Source organism: Castellaniella sp., assembly GCF_041675725.1.
GTDB lineage: Bacteria > Pseudomonadota > Gammaproteobacteria > Burkholderiales > Burkholderiaceae_B > Castellaniella.
In genome coordinates, this window is record NZ_JBAYTI010000023.1 from 14542 (window position 1) to 41488 (window position 26947).

23 protein-coding genes and 1 tRNA gene are annotated in these 26947 nt (G+C 61.0%); 15 read left to right on the forward strand and 9 right to left on the reverse strand.

Features of this window, described 5'->3' with window-relative positions:
* Positions 1–11 precede the first annotated feature (11 nt).
* The 5 genes from mnmE to rpmH are packed head-to-tail and all read right to left on the reverse strand — an operon-like array spanning position 12 to position 3957.
* Positions 12–1394, reverse strand: coding sequence for a tRNA uridine-5-carboxymethylaminomethyl(34) synthesis GTPase MnmE (mnmE, locus tag WCZ84_RS06550; RefSeq protein WP_372685457.1), 1383 nt, complete (start codon positions 1392–1394; stop codon positions 12–14).
* Between the two features lie 59 nt (positions 1395–1453).
* On the reverse strand, positions 1454–3136 hold the full coding sequence (yidC, locus tag WCZ84_RS06555) for a membrane protein insertase YidC (protein ID WP_372685458.1): 1683 nt from the start codon (positions 3134–3136) through the stop codon (positions 1454–1456).
* A 45-nt stretch (positions 3137–3181) separates the two neighbouring features.
* Positions 3182–3418, reverse strand: coding sequence for a membrane protein insertion efficiency factor YidD (gene yidD, locus WCZ84_RS06560; protein ID WP_372685459.1), 237 nt, complete (start codon positions 3416–3418; stop codon positions 3182–3184).
* A complete protein-coding gene (rnpA, locus tag WCZ84_RS06565) occupies positions 3412–3768 on the reverse strand; it encodes a ribonuclease P protein component (protein ID WP_372685460.1) in 357 nt (118 codons plus the stop codon). Before rnpA ends, yidD begins: the two co-directional genes overlap by 7 nt.
* Positions 3769–3822: 54 nt before the next feature.
* Positions 3823–3957 carry a 50S ribosomal protein L34 gene (rpmH, locus tag WCZ84_RS06570; RefSeq protein WP_372685461.1) on the reverse strand — a complete coding sequence of 45 codons (135 nt, stop codon included), beginning with the start codon at positions 3955–3957 and terminating at the stop codon, positions 3823–3825.
* Between the two features lie 281 nt (positions 3958–4238).
* Between rpmH and dnaA the strand changes: the two genes are divergently transcribed.
* From dnaA to WCZ84_RS06600, 6 genes are all read left to right on the forward strand, one after another.
* Positions 4239–5651, forward strand: coding sequence for a chromosomal replication initiator protein DnaA (gene dnaA, locus WCZ84_RS06575; RefSeq protein ID WP_372685462.1), 1413 nt, complete (start codon positions 4239–4241; stop codon positions 5649–5651).
* 4 nt (positions 5652–5655) lie between these two features.
* A complete protein-coding gene (gene dnaN / locus WCZ84_RS06580; RefSeq protein ID WP_372685463.1) occupies positions 5656–6768 on the forward strand; it encodes a DNA polymerase III subunit beta in 1113 nt (370 codons plus the stop codon).
* A gap of 46 nt (positions 6769–6814) precedes the next feature.
* On the forward strand, positions 6815–9268 hold the full coding sequence (gene gyrB / locus WCZ84_RS06585; RefSeq protein WP_372685464.1) for a DNA topoisomerase (ATP-hydrolyzing) subunit B: 2454 nt from the start codon (positions 6815–6817) through the stop codon (positions 9266–9268).
* 295 nt (positions 9269–9563) lie between these two features.
* On the forward strand, positions 9564–11189 hold the full coding sequence (locus WCZ84_RS06590) for a class I adenylate-forming enzyme family protein (RefSeq protein ID WP_372685465.1): 1626 nt from the start codon (positions 9564–9566) through the stop codon (positions 11187–11189).
* A gap of 21 nt (positions 11190–11210) precedes the next feature.
* Positions 11211–12017, forward strand: coding sequence for an enoyl-CoA hydratase/isomerase family protein (locus WCZ84_RS06595; protein WP_372685466.1), 807 nt, complete (start codon positions 11211–11213; stop codon positions 12015–12017).
* Positions 12010–12807, forward strand: coding sequence for an enoyl-CoA hydratase/isomerase family protein (locus WCZ84_RS06600; protein WP_372685467.1), 798 nt, complete (start codon positions 12010–12012; stop codon positions 12805–12807). The genes WCZ84_RS06595 and WCZ84_RS06600 overlap by 8 nt, the downstream gene beginning before the upstream one ends.
* Here the strand turns inward: WCZ84_RS06600 and WCZ84_RS06605 are convergent.
* Genes WCZ84_RS06605 through WCZ84_RS06615 form a run of 3 tightly spaced genes read right to left on the reverse strand, consistent with a single transcriptional unit; the run spans position 12800 to position 16171 of the window.
* A complete protein-coding gene (locus tag WCZ84_RS06605) occupies positions 12800–14401 on the reverse strand; it encodes a class I adenylate-forming enzyme family protein (RefSeq protein WP_372685468.1) in 1602 nt (533 codons plus the stop codon). The two genes, WCZ84_RS06600 and WCZ84_RS06605, sit on opposite strands and share 8 nt — an antisense overlap.
* A gap of 1 nt (position 14402) precedes the next feature.
* Positions 14403–15617, reverse strand: a complete 1215-nt coding sequence (locus WCZ84_RS06610) for an ABC transporter substrate-binding protein (RefSeq protein ID WP_372685469.1) — start codon at positions 15615–15617, stop codon at positions 14403–14405.
* 56 nt (positions 15618–15673) lie between these two features.
* Positions 15674–16171 (reverse strand): nuclear transport factor 2 family protein, encoded by a 498-nt coding sequence (locus tag WCZ84_RS06615; RefSeq protein ID WP_372685470.1) that lies wholly within the window; start codon positions 16169–16171, stop codon positions 15674–15676.
* Positions 16172–16380: 209 nt separating this feature from the next.
* Between WCZ84_RS06615 and WCZ84_RS06620 the strand changes: the two genes are divergently transcribed.
* The 3 genes from WCZ84_RS06620 (at position 16381) to WCZ84_RS06630 (ending at position 19798) form a co-directional block, all read left to right on the forward strand.
* Positions 16381–17553 (forward strand): isovaleryl-CoA dehydrogenase, encoded by a 1173-nt coding sequence (locus WCZ84_RS06620; RefSeq protein WP_372685471.1) that lies wholly within the window; start codon positions 16381–16383, stop codon positions 17551–17553.
* A gap of 111 nt (positions 17554–17664) precedes the next feature.
* On the forward strand, positions 17665–18273 hold the full coding sequence (locus WCZ84_RS06625) for a TetR/AcrR family transcriptional regulator (RefSeq protein WP_372685472.1): 609 nt from the start codon (positions 17665–17667) through the stop codon (positions 18271–18273).
* A gap of 481 nt (positions 18274–18754) precedes the next feature.
* Positions 18755–19798 (forward strand): metallophosphoesterase, encoded by a 1044-nt coding sequence (locus WCZ84_RS06630; RefSeq protein WP_372685473.1) that lies wholly within the window; start codon positions 18755–18757, stop codon positions 19796–19798.
* A gap of 2 nt (positions 19799–19800) precedes the next feature.
* Here WCZ84_RS06630 and WCZ84_RS06635 read toward each other — a convergent pair whose 3' ends face one another.
* Positions 19801–20979, reverse strand: coding sequence for a methionine aminotransferase (locus WCZ84_RS06635; RefSeq protein ID WP_372685474.1), 1179 nt, complete (start codon positions 20977–20979; stop codon positions 19801–19803).
* A 261-nt stretch (positions 20980–21240) separates the two neighbouring features.
* On the opposite strand from WCZ84_RS06635, the gene WCZ84_RS06640 reads away from it, so the two are divergent.
* From WCZ84_RS06640 to WCZ84_RS06665, 6 genes are all read left to right on the forward strand, one after another.
* Positions 21241–21447 carry a cold-shock protein gene (locus WCZ84_RS06640; protein WP_372685475.1) on the forward strand — a complete coding sequence of 69 codons (207 nt, stop codon included), beginning with the start codon at positions 21241–21243 and terminating at the stop codon, positions 21445–21447.
* Positions 21448–22283: 836 nt separating this feature from the next.
* Positions 22284–24200: a tRNA uridine-5-carboxymethylaminomethyl(34) synthesis enzyme MnmG gene (gene mnmG / locus WCZ84_RS06645; protein WP_372685476.1), complete on the forward strand. Its 1917-nt coding sequence runs from the start codon at positions 22284–22286 to the stop codon at positions 24198–24200.
* Positions 24201–24226: 26 nt separating this feature from the next.
* Positions 24227–24919, forward strand: a complete 693-nt coding sequence (rsmG, locus tag WCZ84_RS06650) for a 16S rRNA (guanine(527)-N(7))-methyltransferase RsmG (RefSeq protein ID WP_372685477.1) — start codon at positions 24227–24229, stop codon at positions 24917–24919.
* Between the two features lie 11 nt (positions 24920–24930).
* Positions 24931–25728: a ParA family protein gene (locus tag WCZ84_RS06655; protein ID WP_372685478.1), complete on the forward strand. Its 798-nt coding sequence runs from the start codon at positions 24931–24933 to the stop codon at positions 25726–25728.
* A gap of 131 nt (positions 25729–25859) precedes the next feature.
* A complete protein-coding gene (locus tag WCZ84_RS06660) occupies positions 25860–26780 on the forward strand; it encodes a ParB/RepB/Spo0J family partition protein (RefSeq protein WP_372685479.1) in 921 nt (306 codons plus the stop codon).
* Between the two features lie 72 nt (positions 26781–26852).
* A tRNA-Tyr gene (locus WCZ84_RS06665) sits at positions 26853–26939 on the forward strand.
* Positions 26940–26947 lie beyond the last annotated feature (8 nt).

Genomic DNA, 26947 nt, shown 5'->3' on the forward strand with positions numbered 1-26947 from the left:
TGGACCCCGTCTCACTTCCCAATACAAAAACTGGAAAATATCCGTCCCAGCAAGTCGTCGCTGCTGAATTCGCCGGTGATTTCCCCCAGTGCTTCATGCGCCAGGCGCAGCTCTTCGGCAAAGAGATCCAGCACCTGATCGCTCTGCGCCGCATGCCCCGCCGCCTGCACCAGGTGGCCCTGCGCCATTTCGAGTGCACGCACGTGCCGTGCGCGGGCCAGCCACGGCGACTCGGACCCCGGCGTCCAGCCGGCGATCTGCAGCAAGCGCCTGCGCAAAGCATCCAGACCTTCACCCGAGCGCGCGGACACCATCAGGACGTCGGCGCCCCCCAGCCGCTGCGTCGCCGCCTCCCGGGCGGCCTCGTCCAGCAGATCCACCTTGTTGAACACGTCCAGCACCGGAGTGCCAGCCGGCAGACGAGCCACGATCGCGGCATCCAGCGCATCCCCAGGCTGACGCGCATCCTGCAGGTGCACGATCACCTGGGCGCGGGCGATCTCGGCCCAGGTGCGGGCGATGCCCAGGCGTTCCACCGGGTCATCCGTATCGCGCAGCCCGGCCGTATCCACCACGTGCAGGGGCACGCCCTCGATGTGAATGGCCTGCACCACCCGATCCCGCGTGGTGCCGGCGATGGGGGTGACGATGGCGACCTCGTCGCCCGCCAGCGCATTGAGCAGGCTGGATTTGCCTACGTTGGGCTGCCCGGCCAGCACCACGTGCAGCCCTTCGCGCAGGACCAGGCCGCTGCGTGCGGTACGCAGCACCTGCTGCAGATGGTCCAGGACGCCTTGCAGACGCTCGGCCGCCTGGTATTTTTCGAGAAAATCGATCTCTTCTTCGGGAAAATCCAGCGTGGCTTCCACCAGGGTGCGCAGTTCCACGATGCGCGCACTGAGTGCCTGGATTTCGGCGGAAAACGCCCCTGACAGCGACGCCATGGCGCTGCGGGCCGCGGCCAGTGAGCTGGCCTCGATCAGATCGGCCACGGCCTCCGCCTGGGCGAGGTCGAGCCGGTCGTTCAGAAACGCGCGCTGGGTATATTCGCCCGGCTGCGCCAGGCGCAAGCCCAACGCCTGCCCCCGAGCGAGGCAATCCTGCAGCACGCGCTGCAGCACTGCGGGCCCGCCATGGCCCTGGAGCTCGAGCACATCTTCACCCGTATAAGAATGCGGGCCCGGGAAGAACAGGGCGAGCCCCTCATCCATGACCTCGCCCTGGACATCGACGAAACGCAGGAAATGAGCGTGCCGGTCTGTCAGCGCCTGACCGCACAAGGCCTCGGCCCAGGGCCGCAGCCCCGTGCCTGAAATACGGACGATGCCGATGCCACCGCGACCCGGTGCGGTGGCAATGGCGATGATGGGATCCAGCGACGACGAAATGGCCATGCCGGCAGTCTAGCGCAGGTCGGCCGCCGGGGGGTGGCCAACCGCGCTGGCGAACCGCGCTAACTGGACGCCGAGGCCGCCTTCTCGCGATCCAGACGCGCCATGATCACCCGCTGCTGGATCAGCGACACGATGTTGTTCACGCACCAGTACAACACCAGGCCCGCCGGGAAGAAGAACATCATCCCGCCGAACACCAGCGGCATGATCATCATGATCTTTGCCTGGGTGGGATCGGGCGGCGTGGGGTTCAGCTTGATCTGCAGGAACATGGTGGCCATCATCACCGCCGGCAGGATGAACAGGGGATCGCGCACTGAAAGATCGTCGATCCACAGGGCCCAGGGGGCGCCGCGCAGCTCGACGCTGCCCAGCAGCACCCAGTACAGGGCGATGAACACCGGGATCTGCACCACCATCGGCAGGCAGCCGCCCAACGGGTTGATTTTCTCGGTGCGGTACATCTCCATCATGGCCGCGTTCATCTTGGCGCGGTCATCGCCGTATTTTTCTTTCAGCTGCTGCATGCGCGGCGCCACCAGCTTCATCTTGGCCATGGAACGATAACTGGCGGCCGACAACGGATAGAACACGAGCTTGATCAGCAACGTGAGCAAGATGATGGTCCAGCCCCAATTGCCCACCATCGAGTGCAACCAGATCATCAATTTGAACATCGGCTTGGCGACGATGGTGACCCAGCCATAATCCACCACCACATCCAGCCCGGGCGCGACGTGGCTCATGGCCTGCTGATCTTGCGGCCCCACCCACAGCTGGGCCTCGACAGCCTGATGCTCACCGGGCGCGATCTCGCCCACGGATTCGATGGTGCGGATCGCGTACAGGTTGTCGCCCACCTTCAGCGCCTGATTGGTGCGCACCGTGCCCTGTGGCGGCACCCAGGCGCTGGCGAAATAATGCTGCACGATCGCAATCCAGCCATTGTCGGCCTGATCGATGTAGCTGGCCTTGCCCTTGGCGATGTCCTCGAACGTGATCTTCTGGAACTTGTCTTCGGAGGAATACACGGCCGGGCCCGTGAACGTGCTGTAGAAACCCGACGTATTGGGCGGATCATTGCCGTCGCGCGTCAATTGCAGATAGAGCGACGGCGTGAGCGGCTGGTCGGTCTGGTTCCAGACCTCGTGGCGCACGTGGATGTCGTAGCCCTGGTTGTCGAGCACGAACGTCTTGACCAGCCGCAACCCCCCTGCCGTGGCCTCGAAGGCGATCTCGGTCGTGTTGCCTTTGACCACCGGTTCGGGCTCGACCAGGTGAAACGGCGTCAGGTGGGTGGGATAGCTGCTGCCCGCCGCGGCGCCCACCAGGCCGGTTTGCGCCACGTAGAAATCGCCCGGCTGATCATTGAGCAGATACATGGGGTTGTCGGAACTGTCGAGCGACTTGTATTTCACCAAGTCGGCCCGGATCAGCTGCGCACCCAAGGTATCGAAGGTCAGTTCATACACGCCGGTGCGCACGGTCACCTTCTGGCCTTCCGGGGCATCGGACGCTCCGGGCACGGCCGTGTCGGCGGCGGGTTGAGCCGCCACCGCCGGCAGATGACCCGCGGCATCGGCCGTACGCGCCGAATCGTTTGCGTCGGCTGCCGGGGCGGGCGTGCTGGCGGGCGTCAGAGAAAACAGCGACGGCTGACCCTGGTACACCTGCCAGTTGTTCCACAATAGCAGCAGTGAGAAGCTGAAAATCAGCCAGAGGATGGTGCGTCGAATGTCCATGAGCGCCAGTTTCCAGAAGGGGGGTCCAAGCAAAAGCCAGTCAGTTTAACGTGTTGGGGGATCATGCGGCGGCGGTACGGGGTCGAGCCCCCCCTCGCAACCGGGATGACAGCGGGCGATGCGGCGTATCCCGAGCCATAGACCGCGAACCACGCCGTGCGTCTCGATGGCCTCGATCATGTAGACTGAACAGGTGGGGGTGAAGCGGCATTGCTGGCCCACCCAGGGGCTCAGGAAATACCGATAGAACCGGATCGGGGCAATGACGAGCGCTTTCAGCATGCGGCCACCCGAAGCAGCAAGGCATCGGCCTCTTGGCGCACGGCCCGCTTGAGATGCGTGAGGCTGCCTTGGGGGGGCGGTGCCACCAGCCGGAAAACCAGGTCTGCGGCGGGCAGGGCGTGGCGGCGCTGCCGCCAGGCTTCACGCAGCACCCGCTTGATGGCATTGCGCACCACGGCCAAACGGGCCAGGCGCTTGGGGATGATGAGACCCAGACGAGCCTGGGCAGAGGGCTCGCGGCTCAGGTGAACCACGAACAAAGCCCCCCGGGCGACCCGGCGCCCCTTGAGGGCGGCCGCGTATTCTGAGGGGCGATGTAGCCGGGCTGATGGCGGAAAGTCAGCAGGCATGGCGATGTGCACACCAGGCCTGGGCAGGTCGGGCTGCGCAGGCCCGGCGCCTTGTCAAACCGCCAGGCGCTTGCGACCCTTGGCACGGCGGGCATTGATGACCGCGCGCCCGGCACGGGTCCTCATGCGCACACGAAAACCATGTGTACGCTTGCGACGGGTGACAGAGGGCTGAAATGTGCGTTTCATGGCAGATCCGGAAAAGAGCTCTAGATAAAAGGGCCAAGGGCTAAATGCCAAGGCGATAAAAAGCCTGTTATTTCAGCAAATTTTGCGGCTTTCGTCAACCGCGCCGGCCCGCCGGGCCGACTTGCCGCACCCCTCCGGCGGGCACTCTGGACGGTACGATGCCGACCATTTCCATGGGCCGCCCCCGCTCCGGACCGGACATCTTCGGCCCATTTCATCGGTGCGGGCTGTGGATAACTTTGCCGGGTACGGGTAGAATCAAGGTTTCGCACGACGTCACCATGAATGAATTCTGGCAGTCCTGTCTCGAACAACTCGAACAGGAACTCCCCCCCCAACAGATCAACGCCTGGATCAGGCCGCTCGTCCCGCTCGAATACGATGCAGAGCGGGCCGTTTTGCGTATTTCCGCGCCCAACCGCTTCAAGCTCGACTGGGTGCGCAAGAACTTTTCCACCCGCTTCGAGGCACTGGCATCCGACTGGTACGCCTGCAATGTGCAAGTGTGTTTCGAGCTGGCCAGCATTCAGGCCCGCCGCGCGGCTTCCCGCCAGGGCAACGTCCTGTCCGCGCAAGATGCAGCCGATGGGGCCTCCGCCCCATCCGGCGACGCCACCCGGCAGGCGGCGGGGCCGCAGGCCATGGCCGCAAACGGGGTGCCGGCAGCCGATCACTCCCGCCTCAATCGCGACCTGACCTTCGAGAACTTCGTCACCGGCAAGGCCAACCAGCTGGCGCGCGCAGCGGCCATTCAGGTCGCCGAAAATCCGGGGGTTTCCTACAACCCGCTGTTTCTGTATGGCGGCGTCGGGCTGGGCAAGACCCACTTGATCCACGCCATCGGCAACGCCCTGCTGGCCAGCCAATCGGGCAAACGCGTGCGTTATGTCCATGCCGACCAATACGTGTCCGACGTGGTCAAGGCCTACCAGCGCCGGGCGTTCGATGACTTCAAACGCTATTATCATTCGCTGGACCTGCTGCTCATCGACGACATCCAGTTCTTCGCAGGCAAGAACCGCACCCAAGAAGAGTTCTTCTACGCCTTCGAGGCCATGGTGGCCCAGCACAAGCAGATCATCATCACCTCGGACACCTATCCAAAAGAGCTGTCCAACATAGACAGCCGGCTGATCTCGCGCTTCAATTCCGGCCTGACTGTCGCCATCGAACCGCCCGAGCTCGAAATGCGCGTGGCCATTCTGCTGCGCAAATCCCAGACCCAGGGCCTCGAGATGCCCGAAGAAGTCGCCTTCTTCATTGCCAAGCACTTGCGCAGCAACGTGCGCGAGCTCGAAGGGGCGCTGCGCAACGTGTCGGCCTATGCCAATTTTCACGGCCGCAGCGTCCTGACCGTGGAAGTCTGCAAAGAAGCCCTGAAAGACCTGCTCTCGGTGTCGCACAGCCAGATCACGGTGGAAAACATCCAGAAGACCGTGGCCGACTTCTATAAAATCAAGGTGGCCGACATGTACTCGAAGCGCAGGCCGGCCAACATTGCCCTGCCCCGCCAGATTGCCATGTACCTGGCCAAAGAACTCACGCAGAAAAGCCTGCCCGAAATCGGAGACCTGTTCGGGGGGCGCGATCACACGACCGTCTTGCATGCCGTGCGCAAGATCACCGACCTGCGCGCCAAACAAACCGAGCTGAACCACGCGCTCCACGTACTCGAGCAAACCCTCAAAGGATAAGAACATGCAACTGACAGAAGCAAGTCGCGATACCGTGCTCAAGCCCCTGACGACGGTGGTGGGCATCGTAGAGCGGCGCAACACCCTGCCCATTCTGGCCAACGTGCTGATCCGCAAGCAGGCCGAAGCCGTCGAATTCATCGCCAACGACCTCGAAGTGCAGATCACCACCCGCTCCGCCTTCGGGGTGGGCGACGGCGCCCAGGCCACCACGGTGGCCGCGCGCAAGCTGCTCGACATCCTGCGCGCCTTGCCCGACGCGAGCCAGGTGAAAATGTCGCTGGACGACAACCGCCTCACGGTACAGGCCGGCCGCAGCCGCTTTGCGCTGCAGACCATGGACGCCGCCGACTATCCGCTGGTCAACCAGGCCGGGCAATGGGACGCGTCCTTCTCCATGTCGCAAAAAGCGCTTCGGGAGCTGTTCAACCAGGTCCACTTTGCCATGGCCCAACAAGACATCCGGCATTATCTGAACGGCCTGCTGCTGGTGCTCGAACCCGGCAAGGTACGCGCCGTAGCCACCGATGGCCACCGCCTGGCCCACGCCGGCACGGCGCTCGACGGCCAGACGGCCACGCTGGACGTCATCATCCCCCGCAAGACGGTACACGAAATGCAGCGCCTGCTGTCCGATGACGAGCAATCCAGCATTCAGGTCGACGTCTCCACCAGCCAGATCCGCTTTCGCTTCGACCACATCGAAGTCATCTCCAAACTGATCGAAGGCAAGTACCCCGACTACCGCCGGGTCATTCCGGATGGCTATGACTGCCATTTCGAGGTAAGCCGCGAAACCCTGCAAGCGGCCCTGCAACGGGCGGCCATCCTCACCACCGACAAGCTCAGGGGCGTGCGCATCCAGCTCGGCGAGCACCTCATGCGGCTATCGGCCAGCAACGCCGAAAACGAAGAGGCCCGCGAAGACATTGAAATCGATTATCCGCACGCCCCGCTGGACGTCGCCTTCAACGTCACCTACCTGCTCGATGTACTCGCCAGCCTCAAGGCCGACACCATCCGCTGGTCCATCCAGCCCAATACCAGTTCCTCCGTGCTCATCACACTCACCGGCGATGACGAATTCCGTTATGTCGTCATGCCCATGCGCATCTAATCGCCGACGCACTCGAACTGCCCACGCACTCAAACACAGGATTTTCATGTCAGAACCCATCCCCGTTCTCGCGGCCGAAACCGGCTACGGCGCCGATTCCATCAAAATGCTCAAAGGCCTCGAGGCCGTGCGCAAGCGCCCAGGCATGTACATCGGCGACACGTCCGACGGCACCGGCCTGCACCATATGGTCTTCGAGGTGGTCGACAATGCCATCGACGAGGCCCTGGCGGGCTATTGCGACGACATCGTCGTCACCATCCACGCGGACAACAGCATTTCGGTGATGGACAACGGGCGCGGCATCCCCACGGCCATTCACCAGGGCGACGAGCACCACCGCAGCGCCGCCGAAATCGTCATGACCGAACTGCACGCGGGGGGCAAGTTCGACCAGAACTCATACAAGGTCTCCGGCGGTCTGCACGGCGTGGGCGTCTCCTGCGTCAATGCCCTGTCCGAGTGGCTGCGCCTCACCATCTGGCGCAACGGCCACGAGCATTTCATCGAGTTTCGCCGTGGCCAGCGCATGGCGCCGCTGAGCATCACCGGGCCCTCCGAACGCACCGGCACGCGGGTCCACTACCAGGCCGATGATCAAATATTCAACAACATCGAGTACAAATACGAAATCCTGGCACGGCGCCTGCGCGAACTGTCCTTCCTGAACAACGGGGTCAAGATCCGCCTGGTCGATGAACGCACCGGGCAAGAAGAAAACCTGGCCTACCTGGGGGGCGTCAAGGGCTTCGTGCAGTACATCAACCGCAGCAAATCCACCCTGCACGACAACATCTTCGCCGTCAGCACCCAGTCGGATGCCGGCGGCGTGCCGGTCGGCGTAGAAGTCGCCATGCAATGGAACGACACCTACGCCGAAAACGTGCTGTGCTTCACCAACAACATCCCGCAACGCGACGGGGGCACGCATCTCACCGGCTTGCGCGCGGCCATGACGCGCGTGCTCAACAAATACATTGCGGACAACGAGCTCGCCAAGAAGGCGCGCGTCGACACCACCGGCGATGACATGCGCGAGGGGCTGGCCTGTGTGCTGTCCGTCAAGGTGCCCGAGCCCAAGTTCAGCAGCCAGACCAAAGACAAGCTCGTGTCCTCCGAGGTGCGCCCCGCGGTCGAAGAAGCGGTCAGCCGTACCCTCGAGACCTGGCTGCTCGAAAACCCCACCGATGCCCGCGCCGTATGCGGCAAGATCGTCGAGGCCGCCCGCGCCCGCGAGGCGGCGCGCAAGGCGCGCGAAATGACGCGCCGCAAGAGCGTGCTCGAAGGGGCCGGCCTGCCCGGCAAGCTGGCCGACTGCCAGGAAAAGGATCCCGCCCTGTGCGAACTCTATATCGTCGAGGGCGACTCGGCCGGCGGCTCGGCCAAGCAGGGGCGGGATCGCAAGTTCCAGGCCATCCTTCCTTTGCGCGGCAAAGTGCTGAACGTCGAAAAAGCCCGTTTCGACCGCTTGCTGTCCAGCGAACAGATCACCACCCTGATTACCGCTCTGGGCACCAGCATCGGCCCCGACTTCAACATCGACAAGCTGCGCTACCACCGCATCATCATCATGACCGACGCCGACGTCGATGGCGCCCATATCCGCACCCTGCTGCTCACCCTGTTCTACCGGCAGATGCCCGAGCTCGTACGCCGCGGCCATATCTACATCGCCCAGCCACCGCTGTACAAGGTCAAGGTCGGCCGCGAAGAACGCTACCTCAAGGATGACGCCGAAGAAGCCCAGTTCATGCTGCAGCTGGCCCTGAAAGACACCGAACTCGTCCCGCGCGAAGGCGCGGCCGTCCTGCGTGACCAGACCCTAATGGACCTGGCCCGTCAGTACGTGATGGCCGATGCCGTCATCGCCCGCCTTTCGCGCACTCTCGACACCGAAGCACTGACTGCCATGGCCGAGGGCGTCTCGATCAGCCTGGCCGACGAAAACGCCGCCCGCCAAAGTGCGGCCGCCCTCCAGCAGGCGCTCAACGAACCCGACACAAGCCCGGTCGTTCAGGTAGAGGCCCGCTACGATGATATCGAAGAGGCCTGGCAACTGGCCGTTCTGCGCCCCCATTTCGGCAACGTGCACGTCAGCGTGTTCGACCGCGCCTTCATCCGCGGGGGGGATTACGCCGCTCTTGCCCGGACTGCGCGCACCTTCATGGGGCTGCTCGGACCGGGGGCCGTGGTACGCCGCGGTGTGGGCGAACGGCAAAAAGAAAAACAGGTGTCCGATTTCCGCGAAGTCATGCAATGGCTGCGCACCGAGGCCGAGCGCGGCATCACCAAGCAGCGCTACAAAGGCCTGGGCGAGATGAATCCCGAGCAACTCTGGGAAACCACCATGAATCCTGAAGTGCGGCGATTGCTGCGCGTGGAGATCGACGATGCCATCGCGGCCGACGAGATCTTCGTCACCCTCATGGGCGACGACGTCGAACCGCGTCGCGCCTTCATCGAGACGCACGCATTGCAGGCGGCCAACATCGACGTCTAAGACTTGTACCGGGTTTTGGAAGAATCGCCAGGTATCATAGAAACAGGCCACTTTCCCGGCCATATAAATGAACTGACAGTCATATAATTAGACTCACGCGATTCTCCATCGCCGCCATTGCTTATCCATTACAGCAAGGTTTCTTTATGCTGCGGATCTTCGCGGCGCATCGTGCCATCCAAGTGAAAACACCATCCCTAAAACTTGACTGATCGGTCATAAATATTTAATCTCTAGCCTATGGATCCAATTTAAACGGACAAACGCACGCATAGAGACAGAACGGGAGGCAGGCATGTTTCAGGAGTGGCGCGGCCAGACCATCCCCGGCCTGCTACGGTACAGTGCCGGCAATTGGCCGGATCGCATCGCTGTCGATGACGGCCAGACGCAAGTCGATTACGCCACGCTCGCTCGGCGTTGCGCCTGCGTGCAAAACGCCCTGACCCGATTGGGCGTCGGCCATGGCGACCACGTCGCCTATCTGTTGCCATCGAGCATCCGTTGGCTGGAAGTGTTCTTCGCGACAAGCGCGCTGGGTGCCGTACTGGTGCCCCTGAATCTCACCTGGACGGCCGAAGAGATCATCCAGGGCCTGACACTGACGGACAGCAATGTGCTGCTGGTGGCCAGCGAACACCGGGGGGTTTCCCTCCTGGAGCGGATTCGGCCACTGATCGATCGGGGCGCATCCGGTCTCACCCCGGCTTTGCGTCAGATTATCCTGGCAGAAGGCGAAGCGGACGGCAGCGGGCTGGACGCACTCGACCCCCATCTGCCTTCCCCGTCGGCTCAGCCATCCGAACCGGACAATGGCCCGCCGGGGCCGGACGACACCGCCATGTTCATCCTGACGTCGGGCTCGACCTCTTTCCCCAAGCCGGCCATTCACACGCATGAATCCATCCTTTGCGGCTCAGCCAGCTATGCGGACGGGCTCGAAGTCCACGCCGAAGACATCTTCCTGCACTGCATGCCCAACTACCACGTGGGCAGCATCGCCACCGCGTTCCTGACGCTCATGCGCGGCGCCCGCCTGGAACTCATGCGCTTCTTCGAGCCTGGTGAGGCACTGCGCCGGATCCACGACAGCCAGGCCACCCTGTATTGGGGATTCGACACGCACATCCTCATGATGCGCGACCATCCGGCCTATGCGCCAGGCCTGCTCTCCAGCCTGCAAAGAACCATGATCGCCGCCAATCCCGCCACTTTCGACAAAGTGCGCGCCATGGGTTTGGATCACATCGGAAGCCTGTACGGCTCCACCGAATATATGGGATCCCAAACCTATTTCCCCTTCCGCGACCGGGCCGATGAAACCCGGATGAAGGCATCGAACGGCCGCGCGACGTCTGGCGAGATCCGCATTGCCAGGCTCGAGAATGGCGGCTGGGCCGCACCAGGCGAACTGGGCGAAATCTGCGTCAAGGGCCCGGCTTTGTTCAAGGGCTACTACCGCCAGCCCGAGGCCAGCGAGGCCTGCATGGACAAAGACGGCTTTTTTCACAGCGGCGACCTGGGTTTTCTGGATGAGGACGGCTATCTCTACTACCGCGGCCGCGTCAAGGAAATGGTCAAGTCCGGCGGCGAGAATGTGTCGGCCCTCGAAGTCGAAACGTTCCTGCTGGCCGAAATTCCAGGCATTACCCGCGCCATGATCTGCGCCACGCCGCACCCCAAATGGGGTGAAGCGGTCACCGCGCTGCTCGAGGTGGAAGCAGGACAGACCTATTCCGTCACGGACATCCAGGCGTTTTGCAAGGGCCGCCTTGCAGGCTACAAGATTCCCAAGCGCGTGCTGTTCCTCTCCGGGCCAGACTGGCCGATCACGCCGACGGGCAAACTCGACCGGCGTGCGCTCGCGACGCGGGCCTTGAACCACTATGCCAACACGACCGATTCCCAATCGGCGACATAGAAAATGGCAAAGGAACCCTTTATGTGGCAGTCAAAGTACCAACTGATCGAATTCGAAGCGCATGGCCCCGTACTGGTCGTGCGCTTTGCACGCAGCGATGCCCTGAATGCCATCAATGCCCGGATGCATACCGAAATGTCCTGGCTGTTTCGCGATATCGCCGAGCACTCGGACTGCCGCGCAGTCGTGCTCACGGGCAAGGGGAAGGCCTTCTCGGCCGGGGGCGACATCGACTGGTTTTCACGCATCCTGCCCGAGGAAATTGATCGGTTGTTCGTTGAAGCCCGGCGTCTCATCATCGACATGCTGGAGCTGCCCCAACCGATCATTTCTGCCATCAATGGCCCTGCCATTGGCCTGGGCGCGACGCTCGCACTGTTCAGCGACATCAGCTACATGGGCCAAAGCGCCGTGATAGCCGATACCCACGTGCTCGCAGGCATTGCTGCAGGGGACGGCGGCGCGGCCATCTGGCCCTGGCTGGTCGGCATGCACCGGGCCAAGGAATTCCTGCTGACCGGGCGCAAGATCACTGCGCCGGATGCCGAGCGCCTGGGCCTGGTCAATCACGTCGTCGCCGATGACGCGCTGCTGGAATCCGCCCTCGAAATGGCGCAAGAACTCGCCGACGGCGCGCAGGCCGCAATACGCGCCACCAAGGCCTCGCTCAACAAAATTCTCCGGGACACGGTCAACCTCAATCTCGATACCTCACTCGCCCTGGAAAGGGCCTGCTTCGATTCCGCCGAGCACAAAGACCGCATCGACTTCTTCCTGAACAAGCGCCATGCCCGACCATCAAGCCATACCCGCTCCCCAAATGCCTGAATCACCCAAAATCCTGTTCAACCTGGATGACGGCATCGCCCGCATCACGCTGAATCGGCCCGAGCAGCTCAATGCCTTGGATGCCGAGACGATCCGTGCCCTTGCAACAGCGTTTGAACGCGCCTGCGACGACGAGCGCAGCCAGGTCGTGCTGATCCAGGGTACGGGCAAGGCGTTCTGCGTCGGCGGCGACATCCATCTTTTCAACCAAACGATCGACGGCCTGCCAGAATTGCTCGAATCGCTGCTGCAGCCCCTGCACGCCGCGCTCGCGCGCGTCGTGACATCGGGCCTGCCCATCGTCTCCGCTGTGAATGGGCCTGTGGGCGGCGGTGGGATTGGCCTGGCGCTTTGTGCCGACTACGTGCTGGCCGCGCAGTCCATGGCGCTGCGCTGCGGGTACTCAGCCATCGGACTGACACCCGATGCCGGCAGCGCGCGCTTCCTGACGCTTCGGGTCGGTGCCGTACGGGCCAAGCAGCTATTTTATTTGAATGAAATGCTTGATTCGGCGACATGCCTGGCGTTGGGCATCGTCGACGCGGTCCACCCGGACGAAAACCTAGGCGCCGCCGCGCAAACCCTTGCCCGCCGACTGCGGGCCGGGCCCAGATTGGCGCTGGCACGCACCAAAGCGTTGATCGAAACCACCGGCGCACGGTCGCTGCTGGAGCACCTGACCGCAGAGCGGGAATACATGGTCGCTTCCGCACGCGAGCCGGATGCACGCGAAGGGATCACCGCCTTTTTGGAAAAACGCGAGGCACGCTTCGGATCCCGGCCTACCTGATGCGATCTCGGAGCACCGCCTTCTGGATTTTGCCCATGGAATTTTTCGGAAATTCCTGAAGGCAATCGATGCGCCTTGGCACCTTGTAATCCGCGAGATGTTCACCGCAGAATGCCCGCAATTCGTCCAGATCCAGGCGTGCGGCGTCTTTGGGAACCACGAAGGCAAGAATATCTTCGCCGAGCTTTTCATGCGGCATCGCCACGACCGCCGCTTCCAGCACCCCCGGGTGCTGGTATAGCACCTCTTCGATTTCAACCGAGCTGATTTTCAGCCCACCGCGGTTGATGATGTCCTTGATGCGGTCGCTGTAATAGAGATAGCCTTCCTCGTCCAACCAGCCGACGTCCCCGGTGCGGACCCAGCCATCTTGCAGAACCTGTCGGGTTGCGTCTTCATTCTTGTAATAGCCCCGCATGCACGCAGGCGAACGAATCGCGATCTCTCCAGGGGTCTGCCCGGTGACCGGCTGTCCTTGGTCGTCCAGAATGGCGACCTCGCACAAAGGCATGGGCCGGCCCGCTGAATCGATGCGTCGTAGCGCCTGGTCGGGCGTCAGCACGGTGCCCGAAGGGCCGGTTTCGGTCATGCCGTACTGCTTGCGTAGCTCGACCTTGGGATATTTCGCTGCCAACACCCGAACGGCAGACGCCGGCATGGCGGCGCCCCCGTAATCCCACAGCCTCATCGAAGACAGGGACCGGGGCGTTCGCTCCAGTACGTCGAGCATGAACAAGTAATGCGAAGGCACGCCGATGACCGCCGTCGAACCTTCGTCCTCGATCCGCTGCAGCATGGCTGCCGCATCGAACCGCGGTTCCAGCACCAGCGTCGCACCCACCCAGAATGCAGGCATTGGCGCAAACTGGGTACCCGAGCTGGTGAAGAACGGTATCGCATGATGAAACACGTCGTCATTGCGCAGACCCAAGGCCGCCGAGAAAATTGCACCGGTCGCCAACGCCGACCCGTGCGTATGCATGACCGCCTTGGGCCGGGCGGTCGTCCCCGAAGTGAAAACGATATTTGCCAGATCGTCCGTTCCCAACTCGGGCAAACCGTCCTTTCTTTCTGGAGAGCCCGCATCGGGTGTGCCCGCATCCGCATCCGCGACGCAATCCTCCAGATCGAGCACCTGGCGCAGTACGGGCAGGCCCGCCGCCAAGGCCCGGACCCGTGGCGTCAACTGAGATTGCGCCAGCACGGCGATGCAGTCGGAAAAACCGATGGCATAGCGCAACTCTTCGTCCACGAAACGCGGGTTGAGCGGTACCATCACCGCACCGGCCCGCAACAGCGCCAAGTACCCGACCAGGCAGTCGACGTAGGCTTCGCCATCGGCCAAGATGCCGACATGGTCGCCTGTTCTGATGCCACGGGCCTGCAGGCCCGTGGCCAAACGCATGGATTCTTGGCGCAGCGCGGACCAGCTGAGCCTGGACCAGCCCTGGCGGCCACGTGGCCCGATCAATGCCATCCGATCGGGCTGTGTCAGAGCCCAGTGGTCGATCAGCGCATTGACGGACTGGAACCGCCCCAGGGCCGTCGCCAGCCCAGGGGCGGGGTGCCGCGCAATGGCCGGCTTGCGATGCATGTCAGCTCTTGACCAGCGGGCAGGTGCTATCGGCCAGTTTTGGGAACGCCTCGTCGCCAGAGATGGTCTCCTGGATGGTCAACATGTCCCATGGGCCCGTCGATTCGTCCGGTGACTTGACTTGGGCCAAATACATGTCGTGCACCATCATCCCATCTTTGCGGACCAGGCCGTCCGTGGTGAAGAAGTCATTGACCGGCATCTTTTGCATTTGTTCCATGACGGCATCCGCGTCCAGCGTTCCTGCAGCTTCGACCGCTTTGAGGTAATGCATCGTCGCCGAGTACGCGCCGGCCTGGTTCATCGTCGGCATCAGCTTGCGGCGCTCATAGAAGCGCTCGGACCAGGCCCGGGACTCGGGGGTACGGTCCCAATAGAAGGCCGTGGTAAACAACAGCCCCTGGGCCAGGTCCAGACCCATGCCTTTAACGTCGGAATCAAAAAGGATCAAGGGAGCGACCTTGGTCTTGCCCGTCGTCAGACCGAATTCGCGCGCCTGGCGCACCGCGTTCTGCGTATCTTGGCCTGCATTGGCCAGAGCGATGACGTCTGGATTGGCGCTTTGCGCGGAAAGCAGGAAAGAGGCAAAATCCGTTGCCTTGAAGGGATGGGCGACGGACCCCACCACTTCCCCCCCCATTCGCTCGACCACTTTGGCGGTCTCATCCTGCAACGCTTTACCGAATGCATAATCGGCGGAGATGAAGTACCAGGATTTTCCACCACCTTGGGTCAAGACCTTGCCGGTCACGTTGGCCAATGCGTAGACATTCCAGACCCATTGCATGCCATAAGGCGAACATTCGTCGTTGATCAGCGCCGTCGTTCCTGACGTAAAGACCGTAACCCGTTTCTTTTCCCGTGCAAGCTTCTGGAGCGCGAGGGCCGAGGCCGAATCCGAGCTCTCGAGAATCATCTGCACGTCTTGCTGATCAATCCACTCGCGGGCACGGCTTGTGGCGACATCCACCTTTAACAGCGAGTCGGCGATCAGGACTTCGATGGGCCGACCCAGAACCTGGCCGCCAAAATCCTCGACCGCCATCTCCATGGCCACACCAATGCCGGGCCCGGCCAGACCTGAATAGGCCCCGGACAAGTCTGCAATTGCGCCAATCCGTACGGGCTGGTCTTTTTCCTGGGCCTGAACCAGGCCTGGGCCGGCCGCAAGCATCAGCATGCCCGCGATGATCGCCGTGATTTGTTTGATCTTCATGTTGTCTCCTGATCTTTATTTTCAGTAGGGGTCAAAGTAGGGGTCGAAGGGAAAATTCAACGGTTCACAGCCCGCCATGGATGCTGCGGTGGCAGCTGCCCCAGCAAGAACGGCGCAGCCCCAGGGCCCACGAAAATCGCTGATCCGCGACGTTCGACAAAGACCCAGCGGCCATCCCGCCGTGCACAGATATCGGCGAAGTCGACCACCGAAGACGGCGGCTCGATCTCGAGTGGAGCGGGGCCGAGGCCCGAATAGACGGTGACGGTGGAGTGGACGGTTGCGCGATCAGCGCCTTGTTCCTCGACCCTCAGGTTAGAAAAGACGTGCCGCGTCGTACGCACCGGCTGGCGCGCATTTCGTGCTGCAAAAAAGGCCTCGATGGCGGCCCGGCCCTCGAGCCGAAAATCGCCGAAGACCATCCGGCCATCGTCGGCATACAGTTGTGCGACACTGCCTGCCTGAGGTTGATCAACCCGGTGCCAGTATTGAGCATTCAGGCGAGCCAGCTCGATCTCGGCCAGGGCCTGTTCTACTGCGGCGCGTTCAGCCATGATGTGCCTCTTGTATGTCGGGGAATCACCAGCCCTTGAGTACGGCATACGACAAATATAATTATAAATGACTACTCAGTCAATAAATTTATTTATAACCACACTTTGGTTACGTGATAAATCATTTGTAATTTGCCTATATCAGTCTATAGAATGTCAGTTCTATGACCGATAAGTCATGAAATCACTTGAACACCAGGAGCCTACCCATGCATCTTCCCGGTTTGAATTTCGACCTCGGCAGCACCATAGAAGCGCTGCGTCATGCCGTGCGCCAATTCGCGCTGGCCGAGATCACACCCCGTGCGGCCGATATCGAACGCAATAATGATTTTCCGGCCGACCTCTGGCGAAAGTTCGGTGACATGGGCTTGTTGGGCATGACCGTCGACGAGGCCTACGGCGGAACCAATCTGGGGTATTTGGCCCACATGATCGCCATGGAGGAAATCACCCGGGCGTCCGCCGCCGTGGGCCTGTCCTATGGCGCCCACTCGAACCTGTGCGTCAATGTTCTGTACGCCAACGGCACACCAGAGCAGCGGCAGCGCTACCTGCCCAAGCTGATCTCGGGCGAGCATGTCGGCGCGCTGGCCATGTCCGAGCCCAATGCGGGCTCGGATGTCGTCAGCATGGCCTTGCACGCGCGCCCAGAAGGCGACGGCTATGTCCTGAACGGCTCCAAAATGTGGATTACCAATGGCGGAGACGCGGACACCCTCGTGGTCTACGCCAAGACAAACCCCGAGGCCGGCTCCAAGGGCATCACGGCCTTCATCATAGAAAAATCCATGAAAGGGTTCAGCCACGGCGCCAAGCTCGATAAGCTCGGATGTCGCGGTTCAAACACGTACCCCTTGTTTTTCGATGACTGCGTCGTGCCGGCGGCAAACGTTCTGCGTGGCGAAGGCCAGGGCGTCGGCGTGCTGATGTCGGGTCTGGACTACGAACGTGCGGTCATGGCCGCGGGCCCCCTGGGCATCATGGCCGCCTGCATGGACACCGTCCTGCCCTACGTACACGAACGAAAGCAGTTCGGCCGCGCCATTGGCGAATTCCAGCTGATGCAGGGCAAACTCGCCGACATGTACACCACCTGGCAGGCCTGCAGCGCCTATCTGTACGCATTGGGCAAGGTCTGCGACCGCGAACCGCATTCCCGCAGTCTGCGCAAGGATGCAGCGGGCGCCATCCTCTATCTCGCCGAAAAGGCGACCTGGATGGCAGGTGAAACCATCCAGATTCTGGGCGGTAACGGTTACATCAACGACTTTCCGGCCGGCCGCTACTGGCGGGACGCCAAGCTCTGGGAAATCGGGGCAGGCACGTCCGAGATCCGGCGCATGCTGATCGGCCGCGAACTCTTTTCTGAAACGGCCTGAAATCACCCGAGGCGTCGCGGTCCGTGCCCGGGTACGCAACGCGACGGCCGGTATAATGATGCTCTGTCGGCTCGGGCCACCATGAACCCGCCACAGAGGTCACGTTCATACATGTTGAGAATAAAGAAAACCCGCTCAGATAAATCCGAAGAAACACGACGGGCACTATTCGATGCGGCCGTACAGACCGTTGCCGATGAAGGATACGCAGGCGCTTCCGTCGACAAAATCGTTGCGCGCGCCAACGTGGCCAAGGGGACCTTCTACAATTATTTCGAGAACCAGCAAGACCTCTTCGATCAGCTGCTGCCCAATCTGGGCCAAAAACTGCTGGACTACATCCGCACCCAGCTCGACGACTCCCTCACCGGTCTTCCCCGGGAAAAGCGCCGCGTCGAGGCCTACTTCGACTTTTGCCGCAAAACGCCCGGGTTTCTGCGTATTCTGAACGAAGCGGAAATATTCGCACCCAAGGCCTTCCACCATCACGTCAAGACGTTTTATGAAGGCTACTTCCGGTCGATCCGGCGCAGCTGCCAACGGGGTGAAATCACAGGCTACGACGAAGATGAACTGGGAATCGTCGTCTTCATGCTGATGGGCATGCGCAGCTACCTGACAATGCTGTATCAATACAAGTACATCAGCCGCTCGAAAGTCGAACTGGACAAAGTCATCTCCACCTACGAGAAGTTCGTGGCGCGCGCCATGTTCGACTGATCCCGTTCTCTTACCCGCCCTCAACACACCCCCACCGGGCACGGCATGGATGGCGCGCGTGACCGGCCAGCCCCCTGCAGAAAGGGGCCAAACTCAAGCAAATAGCGTGATGACACGGCAGTGGATAACGACTATGGCGACAGGCTGTGCCCAAGCCGTGGATACAATGTGGACAACCCCTGGATTGCCGCTTGGCAAATTTTCTCTCCCCAAATCATCCCCGGTCGGGCCACAGGGTCCGTTGTCTTCAATCATGACGTAAACCACTGATGCCACGTAGATAAATCACTTATCCAAGTTATCCACAGGCTCCCATCATCATAATCAGTTAGATAAAGAAGAGAATGAATAAAACCGCCACTTCGCCAGCAACCACGAAACGCGCGAAGACCGCTGAAATTCCGGTAACGGCAGGTCGACGTCATCGGCACCAGTCAACCCGCCTATTGTTTTTGCGGCCAACACAGACCACAATAAAAAGATGACCCCATACCTTTTGCAAGAGCTGGATGAACAGCCACTGGCGATCATTGGTGACATACACGGTGAAATTCAGGCGCTGGATCAGCTGCTGGGCCACCTGCAGCACCAGGCACCTGGGCGCCTCCTGGTGTTCATCGGCGACCTGTGCGACCGCGGGCCAGCCAGCGTGTCGGTCATTCACAAGGTCGCCGAGCTGGTCGACCAGCGGCGCGCACTGTGCCTACTGGGCAACCACGAAATCAATCTTCTCGCCAATGATGCAAAAGATGGTTCCGGTTGGTTTTTCGACATCCGCGAGGCGTCCGATACGGCGTTCTATGCGCCCTTCGAACGGGCGACAGCGCGTGAACGGCCCGCGATCCGCGAGTTTTTCAGCCGGCTTCCACTGGCCATCCGCATGCCCGGGCTGCGCATCGTCCACGCGGCCTGGGATACAGCGGCCATCCAGGCGATTTCCCGGGTGCCCCTGGGGCATATCCTGGAATTCATCCACGAATGCAGCCAGGGCCTGGAAAACGCAGCCCACAAGGATGATCTCCATGCCCGTTACCTGGCTGAGCGGGCGCGCTGGCACAGCCAGCTCGAAGATCCCGACAACCCGCCGCCCTATCTGGATGCCGTGGCGGATCACGAAGTCCTGGAGCAGGCGCTCAGCCCGATCAAGCGGTTGACGTCCGGTATCGAAGCCTTGTGCCCACAGCCGTTCTTTTCCGGCAATCGCTGGCGCTACCTGGACAGGGTACCTTGGTGGAATGACGATCCCGATCCCACGCCCGTGCTTATCGGCCACTATTGGCGGCTCTTTACACCCCCGGAAAACAGCCAGTCATGGCGTTACAGCCGCCTGTTCGAAGGGGTGGCACCCACTGCCTGGCATGGGCTTCACAAACAGGCATTTTGTCTGGATTATTCAGTGGGCGCCCGTTGGCGGGAACGAAAACAGCAGGTACCGATCGATCAAAGTCAGTTCAGGCTGGCCGCCATGCTATGGCCCGAACGCAGCCTGGTGTTCGATGACGGGCAGGTTCTCCCCACCCTTTGAACTCAAAGTTTCTGCAGGCGCTCCACCGCCTGGTCCAGGGTGACATCCCGCTTGGCGAAGCACAGCCGCAACAGGCCATGGCTGGCTTCGGGTGAAGTTGGATCGCGATAGAATGTGGCCACGGGTATGGCCGTGACCCCCACCTTGTGCGTCATCTGTATGGCCATTTCCTTGGCGTCCTGCTTGCCCAGGGCAGACGTATCCACCAGCAGGAAAAACGTGCCTTCAGAGTGCAGGGGCCGCAGCCGCGTGGTCAGCAGACCTTCATAGAGCCGGTCGCGTTTCTTCTGATAGAAACTGGACAAGCCGGCAATCGTGCCATCGTCGGCCTTCATGAAGCGTGCGATGCCCGCCTGCATGGGGGTGCTGACCGAATACACCATGAATTGATGGACCTTGCGGATTTCGTCCATGATGGCGCGCGGTGCACAGCAGAAGCCGATTTTCCACCCGGTGGCATGAAAGGTCTTGCCAAAAGAAGAGATGAACACGGTTCGCGCGGCCAGGGTGTCACGTGAAATAGGGCTGACCTGGGGGTGGCCATCGAACACGATGTGTTCGTACGCCTCATCGGACAATAGCAGTAGATCAGGGAAGCGCGAGAGCAGATGTTCAAGGGCATCCAGGTCGGCTTCCTTCAATGTGATACAGCTCGGGTTACTGGGAAAGTTGAGTATGATCATCCGCGTGTTCGCATGGACGGCATCGCCGATGCGATCCCAATCGAGCATGAAGCGGTCCTGGCTTGCATCCGGCGCACGCATCGGCACCCGTACCGCCTGCCCACCCGCCAGCTGCACAGCGGGCTCGTACACGTCGTAGGCGGGATCCAGCAGGATCACGTCATCACCGGTGTGCACCAAAGCCAGGATGCTGCTCATCAAGGCCTCGGTGGCGCCGGAGGTCACGGTGATTTCATCCTGCATGTCATACGCTCGCCCGTGCTGCATTTGCATTCGCCCCGCAATGACTTCGCGCAGTACGGGCAGGCCCTGCATGGGTGCGTATTGATTCAGGTTTTCAAGCATGGCTTGGTGGATCGCGGCAATCAGCTTTGCCGGGGGCGAGTAGTCTGGATAGCCCTGCCCCAGGTTCAAGGATCCGGTCTCCAGCGCCAATGCCGTCATCTCGCAAAATATGGTCTGGCCCATGCCAGGCAGTTTCGATAGAAGTGGTTTCATGTTGCTAATGTGGGAAAAGTGACTGGAATAAATAAATTTTGAGCGCGCGGGCCAGAAACACCAGATACAATCACGCTAAGGGAATACCATAATTTGACTTAGTCGATTGCATGGTTATTCTTCTTGATGCAATGCAATCTGGCAGTACGCACGTCTCACTCACGGCTTGCCCCGTCGCCTTTGGCACTTCGGCACGATCTGTTTGGTTCCAGCGTTCTTGATTCATTGTTCTTTTTCTTTTCATTATGGACGTAACAAATCATGGTTCAAACGGGCAAAGTCAAGTGGTTCAATGCCGAGAAAGGTTTTGGTTTCATTACCCCTGATGCAGGGGGTTCCGACGTTTTCGCGCATTTTTCCGCCATCGAAGGGCGTGGCTATCGCAGCCTGAACGAAGGGCAGGAAGTCCAGTTCGAAGTCAAGGATGGCCCCAAGGGTCCCCAAGCTGCTGAAATCCGCCCGCTGTAACAAGCACGGGTTTGGCAAACAGGCACACCTTCGGGTGTGCTTTTTTGTCGGGTTCAAGAAGTAACGGGCTGGAGAGTTCATCGGCGGTCTTGTGTATCATGTTGGCAATCCAGGAAATTGCATCTGGGCGTATTCGCCCCTTCTTCCTGGGTTGTCTACCCGTTTCAACAGTCTATGCACAGGTTTATCCACACGGTCATGCTCACCGTTTCAGGTACCCGTGAGAGAGATTGATTTTGATTGTGTCATGAAGCGCCTGTGTTTGTCATTAATACTATTGTTTCACGTGAAACATGAGGCGCGCTGGTTTCTTGTCCCGAGGTACCCGCAGGTGGATCAATAAGACCCATCACGAAAACAGGGCGGGCATGCCTCCAACGGCCGAATAAAGCGTCTGATGATGGGCGATTTGGTTCCGAGTCCGGAAATAATTCCATGGTGCACCATCGGATCCCGCAATGACGGGTCGTCAAGGGGCGGTAAGGGCCTGTGTGCTATTCAGTGATGATTCGGATCGGTAACCATGATGTGGATACAGCTGGCGGGGCGGGTACCGATGATACCGATCATCCCGTACGGATTGGGCGTCAGGCGCCCTATTCGTGATGGGTAGTGAATGGTGGCCTCAATGGGCTGGCAAGGCCCTAAGACGCAGGTGCGTCTGGTATCCGATGACATCGATAGGGGTCCCCCGGGAATAAGCCGGATTCTGATCGTTGCGTCACATGGTCATGGTTTCACGTGAAACCATAAAATAAGACTGGCTATAATTTTGGTCTTTTCACCGATCCGGGTTCCGAGCCCGGTATGGTGGGCGAGTTGGATCGTTGATTGACATGAATTACCCTGAAATTTTCGACGTTTTGGTGATTGGCGGGGGCCATGCGGGCACGGAAGCCGCATTGGCTGCGGCTCGCATGGGCGCGTCTACTTTGTTATTGACCCATAGCATAGAAACCTTGGGGCAAATGTCCTGTAATCCGTCGATCGGTGGCATCGGGAAAGGGCATTTGGTCAAAGAAATCGATGCACTGGGTGGCGCAATGGCGCTGGCAACGGACCGGGCCGGAATACAGTTCCGGGTATTGAATCGCTCGAAAGGACCGGCTGTCCGGGCAACGCGAGCGCAGGCCGATCGATCGCTGTACCGGCGGGCCATCCGCATGGCCTTGCAATCCATGCCAAATCTGATGATCTTTCAGCAATCGGTCGAAGACTTGATCCTCGAAGGGGATCGGGTAGCAGGGGCAAAAACGCAGATTGGCCTGGACTTTCGGGCTCGTACGGTGGTGTTGACGGCCGGGACGTTTCTGAATGGCTTGATGCACGTGGGCCTGGAGCATCATGCGGCGGGCCGTGCAGGCGACCCACCCTCCATCAGTCTGGCACACCGCCTACAGGAACTGGCCTTGCCCCGAGGGCGGCTGAAGACCGGCACGCCGCCACGGATCGACTCGAAGAGCATCGATTTCTCGCGACTGGAAGTGCAGCATGGCGATACGGATCCGGTTCCCGTATTTTCATATCTGGGCAGCAGCGATCTGCACCCCGAACAAGTCCCATGCTGGATCACGCATACGACGCAGGAAAGCCACGATATCGTGCGTTCAGGTCTAAGCCGGTCGCCCATGTACAGCGAAGAAGGCACCATCGAAGGCATCGGGCCGCGCTACTGCCCGTCCATCGAAGACAAGATTCATCGCTTTGCGGATAAGACCAGCCACCAGGTGTTTCTGGAACCCGAAGGTGCGTCGTCATGTGAAATTTATCCCAACGGAATTTCCACCAGCCTGCCCTTCGATATTCAGTATGCATTGGTTCGCAGCCTGCCAGGCCTGGAGCAGGCCCGCATCATGCGGCCGGGCTATGCGATCGAGTATGACTACTTCGACCCGCGCCATTTGCAGCCCTGGCTCGAAACACGCTCCATCCGCGGCCTGTTCTTTGCGGGGCAGATCAACGGTACGACGGGCTACGAAGAAGCCGGCGCGCAAGGCTTGCTGGCCGGCGCCAATGCGGCTTTACAGGCGCGCGGCGCGGCGCCGTGGACAGTGGCGCGCAGCGAGGCTTACCTGGGGGTTCTCGTCGACGATTTGGTCACCAAAGGGGTGACGGAACCCTACCGGATGTTTACGTCGAGGGCAGAGTACCGGCTCAGCCTGCGGGAGGACAATGCAGACGCGCGGTTGACAGAACAGGGCCGCGCACTGGGCCTGATCGATGATGTTCGCTGGGATGCCTATTGTCGCAAGCGCGATGCGGTGGCGGCAGAAATCGAACGGCTCAGGGAAACGAGGCTCAATCCATCCGTATTGCAGGCACATGATCGCCAGGCGCTTGGGCTGAACAAGGATGGTATGCATCCATCCTTGCACGATTTATTGAAGCGGCCGGAAATCAGCTATGAACGGCTGATGAGTCTGGTGGACGAACAGGGAGAACACGTAGCGGGCCCAGGCCTGGCCGATGCGGTACAGGCGGAACAGGTCGGCATCCGCATCAAATATGCGGGCTATGTCGACAGACAGCAAGAGGAGATCCGTCGGCAGCAGGACCTGGCCGATCAGGCAATTCCCGAAGATTTCGACTATTCGGATGTATCGGGCCTGTCATATGAAGTGCGTCAGCACCTGCAGGATGCCCGACCCCTGAGTATCGGCCAGGCCTCGCGCGTCTCGGGCGTGACACCAGCTGCCGTGTCCTTGCTGTTGGTGCATCTGAAACGACGCCAGCGCAAAGCGCGGGCAGCCTGAGTGGCCGTCGGGATACGGGCCTGCATATGACACATGTCCCTGTACCGGACCTGCCTGCTGCAGATCCTGTCGCTGAATCCCGTTTGCGGGATGCCTTGGATGCCCTGGGCATGTCATCCGACCAGGTACACGTGCCCCGCCTGCTGGCGTATCTGCATCATCTCCAGCACTGGAACAAGGCGTACAACCTGACGGCGATTCGTGATCCCGAACATATGCTCGTCCAGCACGTGTTCGATAGCCTGGCCGTCCTGCCCACCCTGCGGCAGCTGGCCGAAATGCGGGATGCGTGTGCATTCAAGATCGCAGACGTAGGCTCAGGCGCGGGCTTGCCAGGTATCATCATTGCCGTATGCGAACCGCATTGGTCCGTGACCTGTGTCGATACCGTGGGCAAGAAAACGGCCTTCATGCGGCAGGCTGCGGGTCTTTTGGGTCTGTCGAACGTACAGGTAGCGCAGGGGCGGATCGAAGCCATGGCCAGCGTGCAGGCCGATGTCGTGATTTCCCGGGCCTTTGCCTCGCTGGTAGACTTCGTGCGGCTGGCGGCGCATCACTGCAGGCCCGACGGCGTGATGGTGGCCATGAAAGGCCAGAATCCGCAATCCGAGCGCGCAGATCTAGAGCAGCATACGGACTGGCACGTCGGCCAGATCACCGAGCTGAAAGTGCCCGAACTCGATGCCCAGCGCTGTCTGGTGCACCTGGTACCCAACTGATGAAACATGTCATGTCCGATACCCCTATCCGCAGCGCCCGTGTTTTCTGTATTGCCAATCAAAAAGGCGGGGTCGGCAAGACGACCACCAGCATCAACCTGGCAGCCGCGCTTGCGCAGCTGGGGAAAAAAGTGCTGCTGATCGACCTCGACCCACAGGGCAATGCCACCATGGGCAGCGGGATCGATAAAAACGAGGCCACGGTCAATCTTTATCAAGTGCTGATCGGGTCCGCCAGCATCCACGAAGCTCGACTGCGCTCCGAGACCGGCCAATACGACGTGCTGCCCGCCAACCGCGAAATGTCGGGTGCGGAAATCGACCTGGTACAGATGGCCGCCCGCGAAACGCGGCTCAAGCAGGCGCTGGCGAGCGTGCAGAATGAATATGACTTCGTGCTGATCGATTGTCCGCCGGCGTTGTCTTTGCTGACACTGAACGGACTGGCCAGCGCCCATGGGGTCATCATCCCGATGCAGTGTGAATACTTTGCACTCGAGGGTCTGTCTGATCTGGTCAATACCATCAAGCGTGTGTACCGCAATCTGAATCCGGATCTGGTGCTGATCGGTTTGTTGCGCGTCATGTACGATACCCGGATCACGTTGCAGCAGCAGGTGTCGGCACAGCTTGAAGCACATTTCGGTGACAAAGTGTTTCAGACTATCGTGCCCCGCAATGTCCGGCTGGCAGAAGCGCCCAGCTATGGCATGCCAGGGGTGGTTTATGACAAATCGGCCCGGGGGGCAAAAGCCTATTTTGCATTTGCCCAGGAACTGGTGCGCCGAGTGGATCGTATGGCGGCCTGAGGGCCTTCTTCAGGCCCTGTAACAGACGACGAACAGCGCCAGGGCCGGGCCAGGCCAGGCCGATCCAGCACCGGGCTGATCAAATGCCAAGCCAAGCACACACCGAGTCGGTCAATCAAAGAGAGGACATCATGGCAACACGCAAAAAGGGATTGGGACGCGGGCTGGATGCCCTGTTGGGGGTCGATCATGGCGCACTCGACAGCCTCGGCAAACCGCCGGGCCAACCCGATAGCCTGCCGCTGGATGTTTTGCAGCCGGGGCGCTACCAGCCGCGATCCCACGTGGATGAAGAAGCGTTGAATGAGCTGGCGGATTCCATCCGCTCGCAGGGGATCATGCAGCCCATATTGGTGCGCCCCCTGGCGGACGCGCCCGGTCGCTACGAAATCATCGCCGGCGAGCGCCGTTGCAAGGCGGCGCGCCTGGCGGGCCTGGCCGAAGTACCGGTGCTGGTGCGCGAGGTCGCCGACGAAAACGCCGCCATCATGGCCCTGATCGAGAACATCCAGCGCGAAGACCTCAATCCGCTGGAGGAGGCTCAGGGGGTGCGTCGCCTGCTCGATGAATTCGGCCTCACGCACGAACAGGCGGCCAGCGCCATCGGGCGTTCCCGTTCGGCCACCACCAACCTGCTGCGTCTGCTGAACCTGGTCGAACCCGTCCAGACCATGCTGCTGGCCGGGGACGTGGACATGGGTCACGCCCGCGCGCTGCTGGCGCTCGATGGCGCGCGCCAGATCATGCTGGCCAACGAAGTGGTCGGTCGCCGCCTGTCCGTGCGCGAGACCGAGAAGCGGGTCGCCCAGGCGCTGCGCGGAGACGACACCGAATCCAGGCGGTCCGAATCGCCGGCAGGCCGTGGCCAGGCAGCGGCGCCATCCGGAGACGTCCGCCGCTTGGAGCGGGCCCTGTCGGAACAACTGGGTACCGCAGTGACGATCCGCACCCGACGCAGGCAAGGGGGCGAATTGGTCATAGCCTGGCATGATTGGGCGCATCTCGATTCATTGCTCGAGCGCCAGGGCCTCGCGGGTCCGGACGCGTCGTAGGCTTGCACCGCGGCGCACCGCGGGCCAACTTGACAATGACCGGTAACCTCTTCATAATTCGGGGTTCGCTTCGGTGGGGTGCCCGAGTGGTTAAAGGGGGCAGACTGTAAATCTGTTGGCCTTGCGCCTACGTTGGTTCGAATCCAACTCCCACCACCAGGCGAACA

Bases quoted from the DNA above. Each gene is read 5' to 3' on its own strand.
- WCZ84_RS06590 (WP_372685465.1), top strand. From the start codon at position 9,564: ATGTTTCAGGAGTGGCGCGGCCAGACCATCCCCGGCCTGCTACGGTAC.
- WCZ84_RS06600 (WP_372685467.1), top strand. From the start codon at position 12,010: ATGCCTGAATCACCCAAAATCCTGTTCAACCTGGATGACGGCATCGCC.
- yidD (WP_372685459.1), bottom strand. From the start codon at position 3,418: ATGCTGAAAGCGCTCGTCATTGCCCCGATCCGGTTCTATCGGTATTTC.
- WCZ84_RS06620 (WP_372685471.1), top strand. From the start codon at position 16,381: ATGCATCTTCCCGGTTTGAATTTCGACCTCGGCAGCACCATAGAAGCG.
- WCZ84_RS06595 (WP_372685466.1), top strand. From the start codon at position 11,211: ATGTGGCAGTCAAAGTACCAACTGATCGAATTCGAAGCGCATGGCCCC.
- rnpA (WP_372685460.1), bottom strand. From the start codon at position 3,768: ATGCCTGCTGACTTTCCGCCATCAGCCCGGCTACATCGCCCCTCAGAA.
- dnaN (WP_372685463.1), top strand. From the start codon at position 5,656: ATGCAACTGACAGAAGCAAGTCGCGATACCGTGCTCAAGCCCCTGACG.
- mnmG (WP_372685476.1), top strand. From the start codon at position 22,284: ATGAATTACCCTGAAATTTTCGACGTTTTGGTGATTGGCGGGGGCCAT.
- yidC (WP_372685458.1), bottom strand. From the start codon at position 3,136: ATGGACATTCGACGCACCATCCTCTGGCTGATTTTCAGCTTCTCACTG.
- mnmE (WP_372685457.1), bottom strand. From the start codon at position 1,394: ATGGCCATTTCGTCGTCGCTGGATCCCATCATCGCCATTGCCACCGCA.
- gyrB (WP_372685464.1), top strand. From the start codon at position 6,815: ATGTCAGAACCCATCCCCGTTCTCGCGGCCGAAACCGGCTACGGCGCC.
- WCZ84_RS06660 (WP_372685479.1), top strand. From the start codon at position 25,860: ATGGCAACACGCAAAAAGGGATTGGGACGCGGGCTGGATGCCCTGTTG.
- WCZ84_RS06605 (WP_372685468.1), bottom strand. From the start codon at position 14,401: ATGCATCGCAAGCCGGCCATTGCGCGGCACCCCGCCCCTGGGCTGGCG.
- WCZ84_RS06655 (WP_372685478.1), top strand. From the start codon at position 24,931: ATGTCCGATACCCCTATCCGCAGCGCCCGTGTTTTCTGTATTGCCAAT.
- WCZ84_RS06630 (WP_372685473.1), top strand. From the start codon at position 18,755: ATGACCCCATACCTTTTGCAAGAGCTGGATGAACAGCCACTGGCGATC.
- WCZ84_RS06610 (WP_372685469.1), bottom strand. From the start codon at position 15,617: ATGAAGATCAAACAAATCACGGCGATCATCGCGGGCATGCTGATGCTT.
- WCZ84_RS06640 (WP_372685475.1), top strand. From the start codon at position 21,241: ATGGTTCAAACGGGCAAAGTCAAGTGGTTCAATGCCGAGAAAGGTTTT.
- rpmH (WP_372685461.1), bottom strand. From the start codon at position 3,957: ATGAAACGCACATTTCAGCCCTCTGTCACCCGTCGCAAGCGTACACAT.
- rsmG (WP_372685477.1), top strand. From the start codon at position 24,227: ATGACACATGTCCCTGTACCGGACCTGCCTGCTGCAGATCCTGTCGCT.
- WCZ84_RS06615 (WP_372685470.1), bottom strand. From the start codon at position 16,171: ATGGCTGAACGCGCCGCAGTAGAACAGGCCCTGGCCGAGATCGAGCTG.
- dnaA (WP_372685462.1), top strand. From the start codon at position 4,239: ATGAATGAATTCTGGCAGTCCTGTCTCGAACAACTCGAACAGGAACTC.
- WCZ84_RS06635 (WP_372685474.1), bottom strand. From the start codon at position 20,979: ATGAAACCACTTCTATCGAAACTGCCTGGCATGGGCCAGACCATATTT.
- WCZ84_RS06625 (WP_372685472.1), top strand. From the start codon at position 17,665: ATGTTGAGAATAAAGAAAACCCGCTCAGATAAATCCGAAGAAACACGA.